Here is a 14831-nt window from a genome sequence, read left to right on the forward strand (position 1 = left end):
GGGATGATCATTCACCTGCGTAACGCCTACCAGCTACGCAGCCACCGTCAACGACTTCTGGACCAGGGTCTGTTGACCGTCTCCGAACTCGCCCGCCACCTCGACGTCCACTTCCAGACGATCAAGCACTGGCGCCGGGACGGCATCATCACCGGCGTCCTCGCCAACGACAAGGGTGAATACGTCTTCCACCTGCCCGGACCTGAGTTCGTCCGCCCCACCATCGGCCGACCTCGCCGCAGCGTCCTGGACCCCCAACACTCCGAAACGACCCGATGAGGTGCAGTGTGATGACAGAGGTTTACCCTTCGGCTTCGACGCGCGGACCGGGTCCACCAACGCCCCGTAGTAAGAGGCGAGTTCGGCATAGGACCGGTTGATCTTCGGGTCGTAGAGGTCGGGTTTGTCGACCCCGGTCTTCAGGTTGTCCGGGACCAGGCGGCGCGGGACGCCGCCGCAGACGCGGAAGGCTTCTGCGTGCGCGAGGGTCCAGGCGTGGGTGCAGGCGTGAGGGCAGCGCGAGACCAGCGGACGGGGTTGCCGTCGGGGCCGTCGGTGAGCCAGGAGCCATCCCCAAGGGGCTGGAGTTCGTACGGGCTGGTCACCTCAATGGCGATCTCGCCGCTGACGGTTCCCGTGCGCACGTCGACCAGGTGGTAACGGAACCACTCCTCCTCGTCCTGGCCCTCACCGCCCACGGTGACGACGGCCGTATCCGGGGTCAGGTAGCCGCCGCTCCATTCCACGAAGGTGTCCTCCGGGCCGAACCTGAAGGCATCGATGGGGACTGCGAAGAGCACCTCCCCGTCGGGGTGGCGGTGGTAGGCCACGTCCGCCTGCCCGTGGTCGACGGTCATGAACTGCTCCCCGCCTGGCGCCAGGTCGATCAGGCGCCGTTCCGACCACGAGTACGTCACGAACTCCGGTTCGCCGTCGGTCCCGGCCGTGCCCCGGATGATGACGGAGCCATCCTGGCCCTCACCGATGTCCAGGTAGATGCTGCCGTCCACGGGATGCACGTGGTGGCCGGCGCCGTGCTCGACCGTGTCCAGCTCCCGGCGGACGAGGACCACGCCGCTATCAGCGTCGTACACGACCCACTGGTCTCCGCCCCCGCGGCCCGCCATCGCGTCCGGCCGGTAATACCCACACAGTCCGGCCGTCCAGGGACAGCACACAGTTGGGCCGGTGGCCGTGGCGCACGTCGGAGTGCAGTTCGAAGGCCGACATCCACACCAGGTCACCCGCGCGCGTCAGGCAGACGAAACCGTTCAGCGTCACATACACGACTCGCCCCAGGTCGGGCCAAACCGCTGAGGCCACGACCTCGTCACCTGCCCGCAGCTGAAATGCCGCAGCGGGCTCCAGCCTCCCAAAAGCGTCGGAGTCGAACACGTAGGCATGGATCCACCCGTCGCGGTGGCGCGTGATGACCTTCGGATGCGGCGCAAGACGCGAACGGAGGCCGCGTCGACGATCGCCGAGGTCCAGTCCACCTCGCCCCGGGCCCCGAGTTCGTCCAGCACCGCCCGGTGCAGCCGACGCCACAGGCCGGCCTCGGTCCATACCGTGAAGCGGCGATGCGCGGTGGCGGGCGACGTGCCGAACGTCGGCGGCAGATGCCGCCAGGCACAGCCGCTGGTCAGCGCGTACACCACTGCCGTGAACACGGCCCGCTCGTCACACGGAGCGGTCCCACCACCTTGCGGACGAGCAGCGAACGACGGCAGCAACGGGGCTGCCAGCTACCAGAGTTCATCAGGAACCAGACGCTTCGATAGATCAGCACCCACGACCGGCATCATGCCGCACGAACATCAAGTCACGTGAGACAACCTCTAAGCCTTGATTGGTGCGGCCGACCTGGCGGCCTGCTCGATCTTCGCGCAGTAGGCTGCACGGGCTTCCTCGTCGATCTGCTTCTCGTGTTCGGCGCGCAACCCGGTCCGGCCGTCGAGGCCCTCGCGCAGGATATCGGCATGCCCGGCATGCCGGATGGACTCGCCGAGGACATGGACCATGATGGCGAACAGGTTCGTGTCGGCATATGGCTCCGGCCACCACGGCACGTGGCCGGGGGCGTCGAGGGGAAGCTCGTTGATCGTCGCGTCCGAGTGTTCCCACGTGCGCCGGTAGAACCCGATGATCTGATCGCGGGTCTCGTCCTCGGTCGCCCACAGATCGCTGCCGTTGGAGTCCTGCCACCGGGGCAGCGGTTCCGGGGAAGGGCGGTCGAAGACCTCGCCGAAGTACCTGGCCTCGACGGTGGCCACGTGTTTGACCAGGCCGAGGAGGTTGGTCCCGGTCGCTGTCAAAGGTCGGCGGGCGTCGTATTCGGACAAGCCGTCGAGTTTCCAGAGCAGCGCCTTGCGGTCCCGCCGCAGTCTCCCGTGCAGGTTGTCTTTCGCGAATTCATCGATCATGCGGCATGAGCCTGCCATGGGCTGCTCGTGGTCTCAAGATCCCGTACGTGGTCCGCAACGACTGGCAGAGCCGAGGCCTGGCCATGGCCGCCGCCCTGACCTGCTACAAGAAGCTCGCGAAACTTGCCACGTGAGACAACCTCTCAGACGACGCTTCGGTGTCTCAGCATCCCGACGACCGCGCCATCACCCCTGCCCAACGCCCAAGCGCTCGCGGCGAGGAACCCCTGACTGAGGGCCTGCGTGTAGGTCTTGTCCGGGCGATTGCTGAGCAACGGCGCCGGACGCCTGTGAATCTCGTTGTCGAAGGTCTCGCCGAGTGAGGTAGAAGGGCGGCATTGATACCGCCGCAGTCACCAAGCAAGCCCTTGACTGATCGTTTCAGAGTGTCACAGGTGGCCGACCTACGGTGTGTCGAAGGAAGCGAGGTGTGCGCGCAACACGTCCTCGATCTCCGAGGTGCCGCCTGCGACCGGCAACGGAGAAGGGTTTTCGGACCCGTTCGCCATGGCAAGACTGCTGGCGAAGCACACTAGATGGGGTGCTGGCACGAACGAGTCACGGAGCCACGTGGCGAAGACGGCAGCTTCGCCGGCGGTTACATCGGTGAGGGTGATGTAGGCGTAGTCGGGCTTGGGCATCGCTGCCGTCCCGTCAATCCATACATCGGGCGCCAGCTCGATTTCGAAGTCGAGCACTGTCATGCCATGGATCCCGGACTTCCGGTATTCCACTGTCGGTTCGGGAAACGCCTCCCTCAAGGCCCTCTCCAGGGACTCCAGCGTCGCCTGCCAGACGCCGTCGTCGTCCTCCGGCGGGTAGAAGGCGAAGTTGGTTCGGATGTTCCGCTCAGCAGACACAGTCTTCCTCGGTCTCAGGGTACGTATCGCGTCGAGCCGGGCGTACCTGTCATCGCCATCATGGACTGCCAGTAGACGGCGTTGTCCTGGCCGTTCGTGACAATCTCCAGGCCCCGGATCTCGCTGTTCGCGGGATTGGCCATGGCCTGCTTGTATCGCACCAGTTCCTTTTCGTCACCCGCGTACATGGCGTCGACGACAGGGTCCCAAGCGATCTTTCCCTTGTTGTCTACTTTCACTGGCTTGGCCAGCGTGTCTTCGACACGATCGAGGGACCGGAAGCTCTTCTTCTTGCAGTCCGGATCTCGCACGTGCTTTGCCTCGACGAGGTACCCGTCGGCCGGCCGTACGCCGTCGACCATCAGTCCCCGCTTCTTCCCCACCAGGGGTATCTCCCGCTCGGGATAGCCCGCGATGCGCAGCTGATACGCATTGTCGGGGTCGGTCGGTCCGCCGCCGCCTGCCAGCCCGCCGGGTCGGTGTGAGTTCGCCCAAGCGCGGAACTGCTGCTGTTCCGCCGCTGTCAGCAGCCGCGTCGTGCCCGGCAGCGGCGGAATGGGATCGGCGAAGGGAATGGCGGGGTCGACAGGGTTGACCATGGGCAGCAGAGCCGGTGCCTGCCCTGTGAACGACGCGAGCCTGAGAGGTACCGGGACGGGCACGCGTATGAGCGGAGGCGGGAGAGGCAGCCCGGGCATCAACGGAGCCCCGGGTTCGGCGGCATCGGGGAGCCTGACCCGGGCAGCCGACGCGTCGAGAGCGTGGGCCACCGCGCCGAGGTCCCGGATCCAGGGATCCCCGAGGACAGCATCGTGCAGGCCGCCGTCGTATCCGTTGGCCCCGAACATCGGCTGATCCCACGGCATGTCCACTGCGAACGGATCATTCTGGTGATAGCGGATCTTCTCCTTGGCCGCCTCCACATGCTCCGCGTACCGATCGCACGCCTTCGCAAGCTGCGTACAAGCGGCAACCAGATTGGTCACCAAGGGCTCGTCCTCCTGCGCCTTCGCCGGTGGACAGGTGAGACCGACGCAGTGCTTGACGTACGTTTGGAAGGCTTCGGCCGCCTTGCCGGAGTGCGCCTTGCTCGCGGTCCCGGCGTACGTTTGCGCGTCCTCGAGAAACCGCTGCATCAGACTGCCGGCATGCCGCCATGAGCCGGCGACATGACGGATCTTCTCCGGTGAACCACGGAACCGGTCACTCAGCCCCATGGGCGCGTACTGGTCGTACCAGGCGGTTTCACCTATCACTTCGGGGAGCTCCTGGCCGAGGCCGAGGTAGTTCTCGGTGCAGTCGGCACCCGGATCACCCATACCCGCGGTCAGGTCGGTCTGCCTCCCCAGGAAGGCGGCGACTTGCCGGCTTTCCTCGGCCATGAACTCACGGGCGTTGCGCATCAACCCCCGGCTCGTCTCTCCGAGGACATAAGAACTGAAACCGATCTTGTCCAACGTCGCCGACGCGTACACCTTGGCGAATGTGCGGCCAGCATCGTCATCTCCAGCCATTCCGTGCTGCCGTACCAGCTCATGGCCCAGGGCGATGGCTGTGTCGCGGGCACCCCGCATCGAGTCGAGCAGCCCCATCGAACCGCGGATCATCCCCTCCGCGGTGAACTTGACAACTGGCGCGAGCCCGCTCATCGTCCGGCCCTCCCCGTTGCAGGCGTGAACGATCAACGTATCCCAAGGGGGCCGGCGTTGTCAGGGCGGGATTTGCGTCCTCCGGCAGGGTGGAGCGGCCCTGGCGGAGGAGACTTGGCTGGGGATGGCGCTTGGCCATCGGCGGCCGGACAGGACGGGCGGGCCATCCGACGCACGTGCTGGTGTGCGCGCTGTGGTGGCGCTGAGGAGGAGGTATGTGAGCGCCCATACGCAGGAGTCGAGAAGGTCCAGTGCGCTCACCCAGCGCGCCACGGCGAGGCGGCCGGAAGGGCGGCGAGGGGGAAGCATGGGCTTGTTGTTGCTGATTCGGGTCACGTATGCATACAACGCCGTGTGAAAGAGTGGCTGGCGTGGACTGGCAGTCTGAGAGCCCGGAACTCTGGGCGTTCCTGGAGTCGCTGCACCGCGGCGAGATCCTGTCCGGCACCGTAGCGGCGATTGAGCGGTTCGGGGTTTTCGTGGCCCTGGACGACGGCCCTGACCATCCCACGCTGCCAGGCGTCGGGTTCATCACGATCCCCGAACTGTCCTGGCGGCACATCGACGCTGTTACGGATGTCGTCGAGGTCGGACAGCGCATCTCGTGCGAGTTCCTCCAGTTCGACACCTTCAACGCGGAGGCCAGGCTGTCCTTGTGCGCAATGCAGCCCGACCCCTTCCAGGCATTCGCCGACCGCACCACGGTGGGCCAGGAACTGCACGGGACGGTCACCAGGGTCTTCCCCATTGGTGCCTTCGTCGAGGTCGGTGACGGAATCGAGGGATTGGTGCCCTTCGTGGAGGTCCGCGGCATGCCTGCAGCAGGTCAGGCAGAGGCCTTCCAGTCTGGTGACAAGGTGACGGTTGTCGTCACGGACATCGAGCGGCCACAGCGCAGACTGTCCCTCTCCCAACGACAGGGTGCCCCTGCTGCTGGTGAGGCTTCGCAAGACTCCTGAAAACTAGGTTCGAGCGAAGGAAGCTGTGATGGCAGACGAGTGGGAGTGGCTGAGAGACCTGCCGCCTTCCGGGGAGTTGCCCGAACTCATTCGCGCTGCAACCGCATCGCCGGCCCTCAACCTCGGCGTGCAGGTGATCGGAAGCAACATAGTCGGTGACGACGTAGCCGAAGTCGCTGCGCCGTAATGCGTGCCTATGAGCGGTCTGGCTCAGCCGGCGGCACCCATCCGAGGTCGTCAGTCACCGGGTCGAACGTCCAGGTCGCAATCACCTTTGAGGCGGCAAGACGGTCAAGCGTCGCCGTCAGCATGTCTCGAGTGAGAGCGCATGTACGGATCAGGCGGTCTGCTTCCATGTCCGGGCGCGCCGGGTCGGCGGTCTGGTAAGCGGTGAGTGCCAGCGCAGCCAGCCGGACCGGGGCGGACAGGTGTCGCGTGCGGGGCTGGGAGCAGGCATGCAGTGCCCAGTTCGCGGCGGCAAGCCGGGCGCCTCGTGTGGCCTCTTGCATGAGGACGGCCGCGTCGAGCAGTTGCGCTCCGACGCTTGCGGTGAGGCTGCGCACCACGTGCGGCGGCCGACGGCGCAGCCAACGGGCGTGTTCGAGCTCGCTCCAGGGCGTCTGGATGTGTGCCAGTCGCATGCTGCGGAGCATTCCTCGGGGCAGAAGCACCTGTCCGGAGTTGTTGCTGCGCAAGGCGCACTGCAGGGCAAGGAGTCGGGCTTCGGCGCTCGCGTTGGGGGGTAGGGCCGCTGTGAGGTAGCTGAGCATGTCACGGGTTCGGGTCGCGGAGTCGGCGTGGCCGAGCGGCTTGCGGCGATTGGTGGCAAAGTCGTCGAGACCGGCGCGCGGTTGTGGTGCGAGTCGGTGGACGTGAACGTCAGGGATGGGAGCACTGCCGGGAGTGGCGGTGGCGCAGGCCGTGCACAGGTCGGCCAGGCGCCAGTGACGGCCGGCGTGTTCACTTGTGAGGACGAGGCGAACGGTGCCCGAGCAGCCGCGGTGGCGTGGGTGCCAGCGGCATCCGCGCTGGCGGCACTGGCAAGTGCGCAGGTGCGGGGGCAGAAGGTCAGTCCGCGCGTGCTGGGCCAGGTGTGCAAGGGCGGTGGCACGGGCTGCGGAAGTGAGGGGCGCCCTGTCGGTCGGCGTGCACAGGGGGCAGTAGAGCGTCACTCCGCCCTGCTGCGGGCGTAGTTCGACCGTCCACATGCGCCGAACCTGGGGGTGCGGAGTGCACAGCTTCATGAGACGCCTCGTTCCTCCTGCCTTCCTCGTCAAGGTGATGCCCCGTCCTGGGAGAACCGGAAGGAGTGGGGGCGATGTCGGGCATACCATAGTGCAGACCTCTGCCCTATCACCGTCCGCCACGCGAGACGAATTAGGGCAGACCTCTACACTGACAAGACAAGGTTCTGCACCGTCGGATGACGGGGTGACGATCTTCCCACCCGACCCGGACTTCACCGCACTCCGCCTGGAGCTCGCGCGACTAAGGAGCCAACGCGGGTGGAGCTACGACGAACTCGCCCGCCGCAGCGGGCTCGCCAGACGCACCCTCATCGAAATCGAGCAGGGACGCACCATCGGAACCCTCAAGAGCTGGCACGCACTCGCCCACGCCCTCAACGTTCCGTTCGACCGGCTCTTCGCCACCCTCTGCCAGGGCCACGAGCCCCCCACCGCACCGCAGTAGCTCTTCCGCCACCTCGGCAGCGAATCACCTGATCGAGTCCGCACGAGTGAACTGACACTCGACAGGCCGTACAACAGTTCCACAAAACTGGGCCAATCGCGGGAACTGGCCGAACCAGACGCGACTCCCCGGCGCGGCGCCTGCCACCTTCACCTCCATGGGTTCCCTCGCCGCCACATCCGGCCGTCACTGGGACGGCACCCCCATCCGCGCACACCGCCAACGCGATCTACGCCTGTCCGAAGACAGCCCAAGCCGCATGCTGGGCACAGCACAGTCCAACCGCTGCACAGCCTGCGCCAACCGCATCACCTGGTTCCACCGGACCGACCACCGGCCCATTGCCATGCACCCACGGGAACTGCCCGCGGCCGCGGTCCCCCTCGTCTGCCGCTGGCACGTCGACTCGGGTGTGGCCCACCCAGCCGGTGACGGCAGCCCGTGGTGCCGCATCCCGCATCGCATGCTGTGCCCAGCCCGCCCCGCAGCCGCACTCCTGACGCCGCAGCTGTCGACGCTTCGCCGGCACCTCGCCCTGCACACCCGCCGCCTCACCGACACCGGCACCTTCACCCCGCCACCGGACCGCCCCGCCACCCTTGTTGAGACCGCCACGTGCCGTCCTGCCTGGCCCGTCGTCCAGTTCCTCTACGGCCGCTACCTCGCCGCCTCACCCCTCGAAGACATCCAGTGCGTGGCACAGACCCGCGCCCGAACCCGCTGCACCCGCCCCGTCCTCGATCCCACCATCACGTCCGGCGTCTGGAAACTTCTGCCCGCCACCCCCGCACAAGGCCAGCTCCTCCTGCCTGCCACATCCATGGCCGTCTACGACCTCAGCCACCTGCCCTACGACGAACAGCTGCGCTGGCGCACCCAGCACTGCCCCCTCCACTCCACTAACCAAGGAGTGCCCGACCTTGCCCTGACCGGCTGGGAGGTCTTCGACCCGCTCATCCACCACCGGCACATTCACACTCGACTTCCCGACACCGCACGCCACAACAACGCGAAGCCCGCCTGCCGCACGACCACCGACTCCCGCGAACGGTGACCATGCCGCACCACGCCCTCGAGATCACGCTCACCAGACCCGCCACCCCAGGCGAACTCGAGCGAGCGAACCGGCTGATGCCCCTCGGCGCCAACCACGACCACACCCGACTGACAGCCCTCCCCCAGGCAAAGACACCCCGCCGCGCCCTCACGCGACTTCGACACGCCTTCGACGACGTGCTTCCCGTCGACATCATCACCACCCACTACCCCGACGTCCACGGCAAGATCACCCTCAACGTCGCCTTCACGCCCGCCGCCAACGCAGCCGTCCACCGCGCCGCCGCTGCGTACAGCCAAGACATCGAGGAATTCGTCGAACAGGCCGTCACCGACGCACTGGCGCGAACCGACCGGCAGCAGACCGAGCGCCTCAACCAAGCCGTGCAAGCCCTGCTGGCCGCCACCACGCGAGAACGCCTCCTCACCGCCGTAGCCCACGCCCTGACCACCCAGGAAACTCACCCTTGAATCTCACCGACGAACAGACCGCCGCAGCCGACCGCTTCCACGCCGGAGACCACCTCGTCCTCCAAGCCGGCGCCGGCACCGGCAAAACCACCACACTCGCCCTCCTCGCCCACGGCACCAAACGCCGCGGCCGCTACCTCGCCTACAACCGCGCCATCGCCCAGGACGCCGCCACCAAATTCCCCAACACCGTCACCTGCAAAACCGCCCACGCCCTCGCCTACGCCGCCCTCGGCCACCAATACCGCGCACGCCTCAACGCCCCACGCCAACCCGCCTGGAAAACCGGCCAAGCCCTCGGCATCACCAAACCCATCCGCATCGCAGAACGCGACCTCACCCCCCGCGCCCTCGCCTACGCCACCCTGCGCACCGTCACCCGCTTCTGCCACACCGCCGACCCCACCCCACACCGCCACCACGTCCCCCGCATGCGCGGCCTCGAAGCCCCCGAACAGCACACCCAACTCGCCCAGGCAGTCCTGCCGTTCGCCAAGAAGGCATGGAAGGACCTACAAGATCCCGACGGAGGAGTGATGCGCTTCGAGCACGACCACTACCTCAAAATCTGGGCCCTCACCAACCCCGTCATCGAAGGCGACTTCCTCCTCCTCGACGAAGCCCAGGACACCAACCCCGTCGTCGAACAAGTCTTCAACGCCCAGCGAGGCCAAGCCCAGCTGGTGATGGTCGGTGACTCCGCCCAAGCCATCTACCACTGGCGCGGCGCCCGCGACGTCATGACCGGCTTCGACGGCACCACCCTCACCCTCTCCCAGTCCTTCCGCTTCGGACCCGACCTCGCCGACGAAGCCAACCGGTGGCTCGCCCTCACCGGAGCGCCCATCCGCCTCCACGGCAGCACCAGTCTCACCACCGAACTCGGCCCCCTCGAAGAGCCGCACGCGATCCTGTGCCGCACCAACGTCGGCGCCATGACCCACGTCATGCAACTGCTGGACTCAGGCCACCGTGTCGCCCTCGTAGGAGGAGGCGACAGCCTCCGCTCCCTCGCCCTCGCCGCACGCGACCTCAAATCCGGCCGCCGCACCCACCACCCCGAACTCGTCCTCTTCTCCACCTGGAGCGACCTCCAGGACTACGCCGAACACGACCCCGCCGGAGGAGACCTACAACCCTTCGTCGACCTCATCGACAAACACGGAACCGACGCCATCCTCACCGCGGTCGACCGACTCGATGACGAACCACAAGCAGACGTGACCATCTCCACCGCCCACAAAGCCAAAGGCCGCGAATGGCCCACCGTGAAAGTCGCCGACGACTTCACCCCACCCAAATCCACTGACCAGCTCGACGACACCGGAACACCCGTTCCCGGGCCTGTAGACGACGCCGAAGCCCGCCTCGCCTACGTCGCCGTCACAAGAGCACGCAACTGCCTCGACCGCGGCGGCCTCAAATGGATCGACCACCACCCGGCCGGCCGACCTCAGAGGTGAATCACAGAGACCAGATCTGTGCTCCCTCATAACATCAGCAGCCTGACGGACAAACATCCTCGACCCGCCTGAGGACCGGACGCCGCTTCCGACGAAACGGAACAACGTCCGATCAGCCAGGGTGCCAAGATGCCGCGCCGCAGCAAGCAAGGGCGTCAAGGTAACCGGCGAAGCAAGGGTGGGCCGGACAGCCTGCGGTCAAACCTCGCACATACGGCTGCCACCACACGCCGACAGCCGCGACCTACTCCTGAAGGCAGCCCGAAACGCGGACCCTTCCCGCCGCCCGGATACGCCGCTCCATAACACCGCCGTACGCCACTGAAGCAGAGGCAGCGACGCACCGCCCGTGCCTGGCAGGGGACACGTACACGCCCTGCCAGGCACGTTCCACAAAACCGGCATATGGCGAGCCGCGGGCTCACAGGATGCAGGCCGCGGGTCGAGACATCACACAGACGGCTCTTCCCCGTCAACTTCAGCCATCCCACTCGCATCCGCCACGCGCTCCGGTCTGGACACGTGCGCTCCATTCACCGACGCCACCCCGGACTGGGGGACGCAATGGTGACACAGCACGCCCGGACCACTGACCGGTCGCCCGCACTCACCAAACTGACCCCCGCACTCGTGGGCCACCCGGTGCGTGATGGCCTCCGCCACGCTGCGATCTGCGGGCGTAGCCGCAGTGGGCCTATGCTGCCAGCGTCCCGCTGCATACCGGGCGTCCCCCTCCGTTGGCGCCTGATCCAGGATATGGGCCATGCTCGATGGCGGCGGCGCGGCGCAGGCTTGCTTGAGCCGGCCGCCGATCACCGCGCCGACCGTCTTCTTCAGAGGATCCGGCAATGGTCGGGACGCGATCACGTGACGAAGTTGTGCAGGAGTCCAGCCCCGCTCCAGCATGCCGGTCACCACCCTGCCCTGATCCATCAGCGGCTTCCCAAAAAGAAGCAGCTCGGCCTTCTCTGCACCGATGGCCAGCAACAGCTCGACCCCTGGGGGCACCGTTTCCGCTGCCGCCGAAGGCCGGCCAATCACCGGCTGATCGCGAACGTCCCTCTCCTCTGCGACTGGCTCTCGCTGAGGCATCACCCCGGCAGCCGACCCATTGGCCACCACAGCCTCCGACAAGTGCCCCATACCTCTGCCGCACTCCTCCGTCCCCGGATCCGTCGCACGCGACCCTTCCCCCCGGAGGGAAGGAAGGACGGAAGTAGTGTTCCTCTTCGGGGTCTCTGCGGGATACATAAGGGATTGGGAGTCAATCTGACCCACGATCGGCTTCATCCTGCTGCGAGAGCCGAGCCAATCTGACTCACGAGGAGGAGCAGATTGACGCCTCGCTTCACCAGCCGACGGATCTGACTCGTCTGACGCCCCCCAACCAACGACCCCCGAGCCGCCGTACGCCCCCTGCTGCAAACCAATCCCATCACCCTGGGCGACCTCAACCCGTGCCCCCGCCATCGACTCCAGCAGCAGCAGATTCACCCACGTAATATTCTTGATCATTCTCCCATGGCGGTACCCGGGGCCCAAAGACCTCAGCAGACCCCTCTCGACCAACTTGCGCTTCGTCCGCTGAACCGTACTGCGCGACATACCGCAGTCACGCGCGAGACGTTCCTCACTCGGCCAGCACAGGCCATGAGCGTCAGTCCGGTTCGTGTACCCAAGGAGCAGCAACTTCTCACTGCGGTCAAGCCCCTCAGCATCGAACACCATTCCCATGTGACTAGCGCTCATGCCTGCCCCCCGTACCGGCACACAGCCCCGTGCACAGTCGCAGGACTGATACCGGGGACGACAAGCAGCACGTCGCCGCCACCACCCCACCAGACGAAGACAGGCAGTGAAGCATCCGCCACACCATTTGCCGCGTAACACCGCAATGAGAGTCACCACGACCACAGGGGACCGCGTTGTCAGCCAGGCAGACGATATTGTGCTCCAGCACTTCCCACCCGGCCCCTCCAGATTCGACATCAAGTATCACTTCACACCGTCTACCTATGACGGCTCTCGTCGTTTCCCACGCGTAGGCGTACATGCGTCGCACCTCTCTCATCAGGAACTCGCGTTTCCAACGACCAGGAAACCGCCCTCCAGTGGTGAGAGCACAGTCCGTATCCCGGGTGGCGGGACACAGGCCTTACAGAGCGGCAGGGCAGGGAACAACGAAATGACACATCGCTCCGCCCCGCGACCACCTGCCCCACCAGCCACAGACCCCGCGCAACAACGTGAGCGACTCAAGGCCGTCCGCGGATTCCTCCCGCAACACAACACTTCAGAACGCCAGCGAACACCGGCACCGCGCTGATGTCTCACAACACTGGCGAAGAGGCAGGGCGGAAAACGATGCCAGCCCACAACCGTCAGAGCGCAACACGGGGCGAAACCCCCGCGCTTACTGGAGGACCAGCGACCCCCACCACCGCCTCAGCCGGTCAACGGACGACACCGACAAGCCCAAACACACATGGCAGTCCGGTCCGCATCCACGCGCCACTTCCCGGCCAGCAGGCCACCCCCTCACCGGTGCCGACATTCCGCAGCGCGGGAGAGACACCCATCTTCCCGCCCACCCGAAGCTCCAAGGCGACGCAATGGACCGCCCTACGGGTCACCAGCCTTCACAGCCCTGGCCAGCACGCCTAAAGCTCATCACTGCAAAACAACAGCCCACACTCACGCACCCGATGAAAAGAGAGCACCTGATGCGCACAACCACCCAGAAAGCCCTTACGCACGGTCAGTCCACCGTCCTGGGAACTGCGGCCCTACCAATGGTCTGCTTCGGTGCAGCCGGCGCCTGGGGCACCTACACCAATGTCAAAACGCACTTCCCCCAATCGGCCACTGCCCTCGGTGTTGTTGCAGCCGGAGAAGGTGCAACGCTCGTCCTGGCGCTGGTCTACATCGGCCTCACCCTCCTAGGCCAACCCTCCCCAGCACCCGTGAGGATCGGGCTCTGGACCCTCCCAGTCCTCGCCTCCGCCACCAGCGCCGTCATCGCAACGAGCGTCACTGAGGCCGTCGTCTACGCCGTCACCCCCGTCGCAATGTGCGCCTCCGCGGAAGGCATGGGCCTGCTCGCACGCCGCATCGTGGTCTACCGCACCGGCGTCGACACAGAGACCCAGCGCCGCAACGCAGAAACACTGCAACGCCTCGCCTACCACCGAGCACTGGCCACCAGCCACCCGAGTCCGAAAGCCCGCAAACGAGCAGAACTAAAGTCGTGGCGGCTAGCAAGGAAGGTCGGCACGCACGACACAGAACTCACCGGAAGCCTCTTGACCGTCCAGCGGCAACGGATCACGGCCGGCGCAGACTCAGCGCTGGCCAGCATGTTCGGCGCGACCGTCACGGAACGCCTCCCCAGGCCCGTCACGCCCGAACTGCCCACCACACATGAGCATGACCGATCCAGGACGAATACCAACACGACCACACCCGGCCGTCACAGCGACGCCCACGAACGCAAGACACCGCCTCCACCACCCAGTCACACACCACGCCACAATGCCACCGGGGGCGTGACGGCTACCGTCACGCAGGCCAGCACCGATACAGAACACTGCTCATCCCATGCATCCGTACAAGCCAGACCCCCCGCTACACATCCCCATACAGAGACCGTCCCGGCATACATCCCGGAAAAGACCCCCATCCCCGCCGTCACACCAATAGAGTTCGCGACCGTCGCGGACACACCCACTCCTCTCCCGAACAAGCGGCTGACCGACGAGCAGCTCGAGACCGTCCTACGAGACCTACACCGGGGCGACCACCCGCCACTCTCGTACCGCCAGGCAGTCAAAGCATTCCGCGAAGCCGGATACATCGGCAGCGAGCAGCGGGTACGCAAGGCGTGGGCACAGACAACCTCCCACGCGGCCATCGGCGCAGCCCTCGAAACGACCCAAATCGCCACACAAGAATGAAAAAGAGCCACAGCCGTCGACGCCGACCACCGTCACCGCAACCGCAGCCCACGTGACTAGGCCAGCCGCGGAAACTGGTTCAGCGCGCACCGCCTTGCCGACGGCCACGATCGCCGAAGACCAGGGGCCCCTCGCTGGCAAGCACCCCACTGCCTCCAAAGCTCGTGAACAAAGCCACGACCGCTCGGCCGAACTGCCGGCGTTCGCAGCTACTGACTTCGGCTCGTTAGGGTGATCTTCTTCGAAGTGCCGGATGGGCCTGGGGTGTTGTCTGTATTCCGTGGTGTATGAGGTATGCGGATGGG

The 14831-nt window shown here is 66.1% G+C and carries 14 protein-coding genes and 3 pseudogenes; 9 read left to right on the forward strand and 8 right to left on the reverse strand.

Annotation, left to right across the window (positions count from 1 at the left end):
• Positions 1–279: pseudogene (locus tag ABT078_RS41305) on the forward strand (recombinase family protein); the annotation flags it as partial.
• An 18-nt stretch (positions 280–297) separates the two neighbouring features.
• Here ABT078_RS41305 and ABT078_RS41310 read toward each other — a convergent pair.
• The 4 genes and pseudogenes from ABT078_RS41310 to ABT078_RS41325 form a co-directional block, all read right to left on the reverse strand.
• A pseudogene (locus ABT078_RS41310) lies at positions 298–462 on the reverse strand (IS21 family transposase); the annotation flags it as partial.
• A pseudogene (locus tag ABT078_RS41315) lies at positions 420–1395 on the reverse strand (hypothetical protein). The pseudogenes ABT078_RS41310 and ABT078_RS41315, both read right to left, overlap by 43 nt.
• The gene (locus ABT078_RS41320; RefSeq protein WP_351237418.1) at positions 1278–1733 is read right to left on the reverse strand and encodes a transposase; all 456 of its coding nucleotides are present in this window, start codon (positions 1731–1733) and stop codon (positions 1278–1280) included. Before ABT078_RS41320 ends, ABT078_RS41315 begins: the two are co-directional and overlap by 118 nt.
• A gap of 105 nt (positions 1734–1838) precedes the next feature.
• The gene (locus tag ABT078_RS41325) at positions 1839–2423 is read right to left on the reverse strand and encodes a DinB family protein (RefSeq protein WP_089014494.1); all 585 of its coding nucleotides are present in this window, start codon (positions 2421–2423) and stop codon (positions 1839–1841) included.
• Between the two features lie 5 nt (positions 2424–2428).
• Here ABT078_RS41325 and ABT078_RS41330 point away from each other — a divergent pair, with 5 nt between their 5' ends.
• Entirely contained in the window at positions 2429–2557 is a 129-nt protein-coding gene (locus tag ABT078_RS41330) for a hypothetical protein (protein WP_257548903.1), read from the forward strand.
• 270 nt (positions 2558–2827) lie between these two features.
• Here ABT078_RS41330 and ABT078_RS41335 read toward each other — a convergent pair whose 3' ends face one another.
• Together ABT078_RS41335 and ABT078_RS41340 are read right to left on the reverse strand one after the other, a co-directional pair.
• Positions 2828–3283 (reverse strand): hypothetical protein, encoded by a 456-nt coding sequence (locus ABT078_RS41335; RefSeq protein ID WP_351237420.1) that lies wholly within the window; start codon positions 3281–3283, stop codon positions 2828–2830.
• A gap of 14 nt (positions 3284–3297) precedes the next feature.
• Complete coding sequence (locus tag ABT078_RS41340; RefSeq protein ID WP_351237422.1) at positions 3298–4932, reverse strand: restriction endonuclease fold toxin-2 domain-containing protein; 1635 nt, start codon at positions 4930–4932, stop codon at positions 3298–3300.
• Between the two features lie 371 nt (positions 4933–5303).
• Between ABT078_RS41340 and ABT078_RS41345 the strand changes: the two genes are divergently transcribed.
• On the forward strand, positions 5304–5891 hold the full coding sequence (locus tag ABT078_RS41345) for a S1 RNA-binding domain-containing protein (protein ID WP_351237424.1): 588 nt from the start codon (positions 5304–5306) through the stop codon (positions 5889–5891).
• 28 nt (positions 5892–5919) lie between these two features.
• The gene (locus ABT078_RS41350) at positions 5920–6078 is read left to right on the forward strand and encodes a hypothetical protein (RefSeq protein WP_351237426.1); all 159 of its coding nucleotides are present in this window, start codon (positions 5920–5922) and stop codon (positions 6076–6078) included.
• 7 nt (positions 6079–6085) lie between these two features.
• On the opposite strand, the gene ABT078_RS41355 is transcribed toward ABT078_RS41350, so the two are convergent.
• Positions 6086–6532 carry a hypothetical protein gene (locus tag ABT078_RS41355; RefSeq protein ID WP_351237428.1) on the reverse strand — a complete coding sequence of 149 codons (447 nt, stop codon included), beginning with the start codon at positions 6530–6532 and terminating at the stop codon, positions 6086–6088.
• Between the two features lie 790 nt (positions 6533–7322).
• Between ABT078_RS41355 and ABT078_RS41360 the strand changes: the two genes are divergently transcribed.
• From ABT078_RS41360 to ABT078_RS41375, 4 genes are all read left to right on the forward strand, one after another.
• Positions 7323–7583, forward strand: a complete 261-nt coding sequence (locus tag ABT078_RS41360) for a helix-turn-helix transcriptional regulator (protein ID WP_351237430.1) — start codon at positions 7323–7325, stop codon at positions 7581–7583.
• Positions 7584–7740: 157 nt separating this feature from the next.
• A complete protein-coding gene (locus ABT078_RS41365) occupies positions 7741–8637 on the forward strand; it encodes a DUF6083 domain-containing protein (protein WP_351237432.1) in 897 nt (298 codons plus the stop codon).
• Positions 8638–8639: 2 nt separating this feature from the next.
• Positions 8640–9110: a hypothetical protein gene (locus ABT078_RS41370; RefSeq protein WP_351237434.1), complete on the forward strand. Its 471-nt coding sequence runs from the start codon at positions 8640–8642 to the stop codon at positions 9108–9110.
• Positions 9107–10573, forward strand: a complete 1467-nt coding sequence (locus ABT078_RS41375) for a UvrD-helicase domain-containing protein (RefSeq protein ID WP_351237436.1) — start codon at positions 9107–9109, stop codon at positions 10571–10573. Before ABT078_RS41370 ends, ABT078_RS41375 begins: the two co-directional genes overlap by 4 nt.
• Positions 10574–11023: 450 nt before the next feature.
• Here ABT078_RS41375 and ABT078_RS41380 read toward each other — a convergent pair whose 3' ends face one another.
• A complete protein-coding gene (locus tag ABT078_RS41380) occupies positions 11024–12562 on the reverse strand; it encodes a helix-turn-helix domain-containing protein (protein ID WP_351237438.1) in 1539 nt (512 codons plus the stop codon).
• Positions 12563–13296: 734 nt separating this feature from the next.
• Here ABT078_RS41380 and ABT078_RS41385 point away from each other — a divergent pair.
• A complete protein-coding gene (locus ABT078_RS41385; protein WP_351237440.1) occupies positions 13297–14526 on the forward strand; it encodes a hypothetical protein in 1230 nt (409 codons plus the stop codon).
• The last annotated feature ends 305 nt before the right edge of the window (positions 14527–14831 follow it).

The organism is Streptomyces sp. NPDC002133 (assembly GCF_040296405.1).
In the GTDB taxonomy this organism is placed as follows: Bacteria; Actinomycetota; Actinomycetes; order Streptomycetales; family Streptomycetaceae; genus Streptomyces.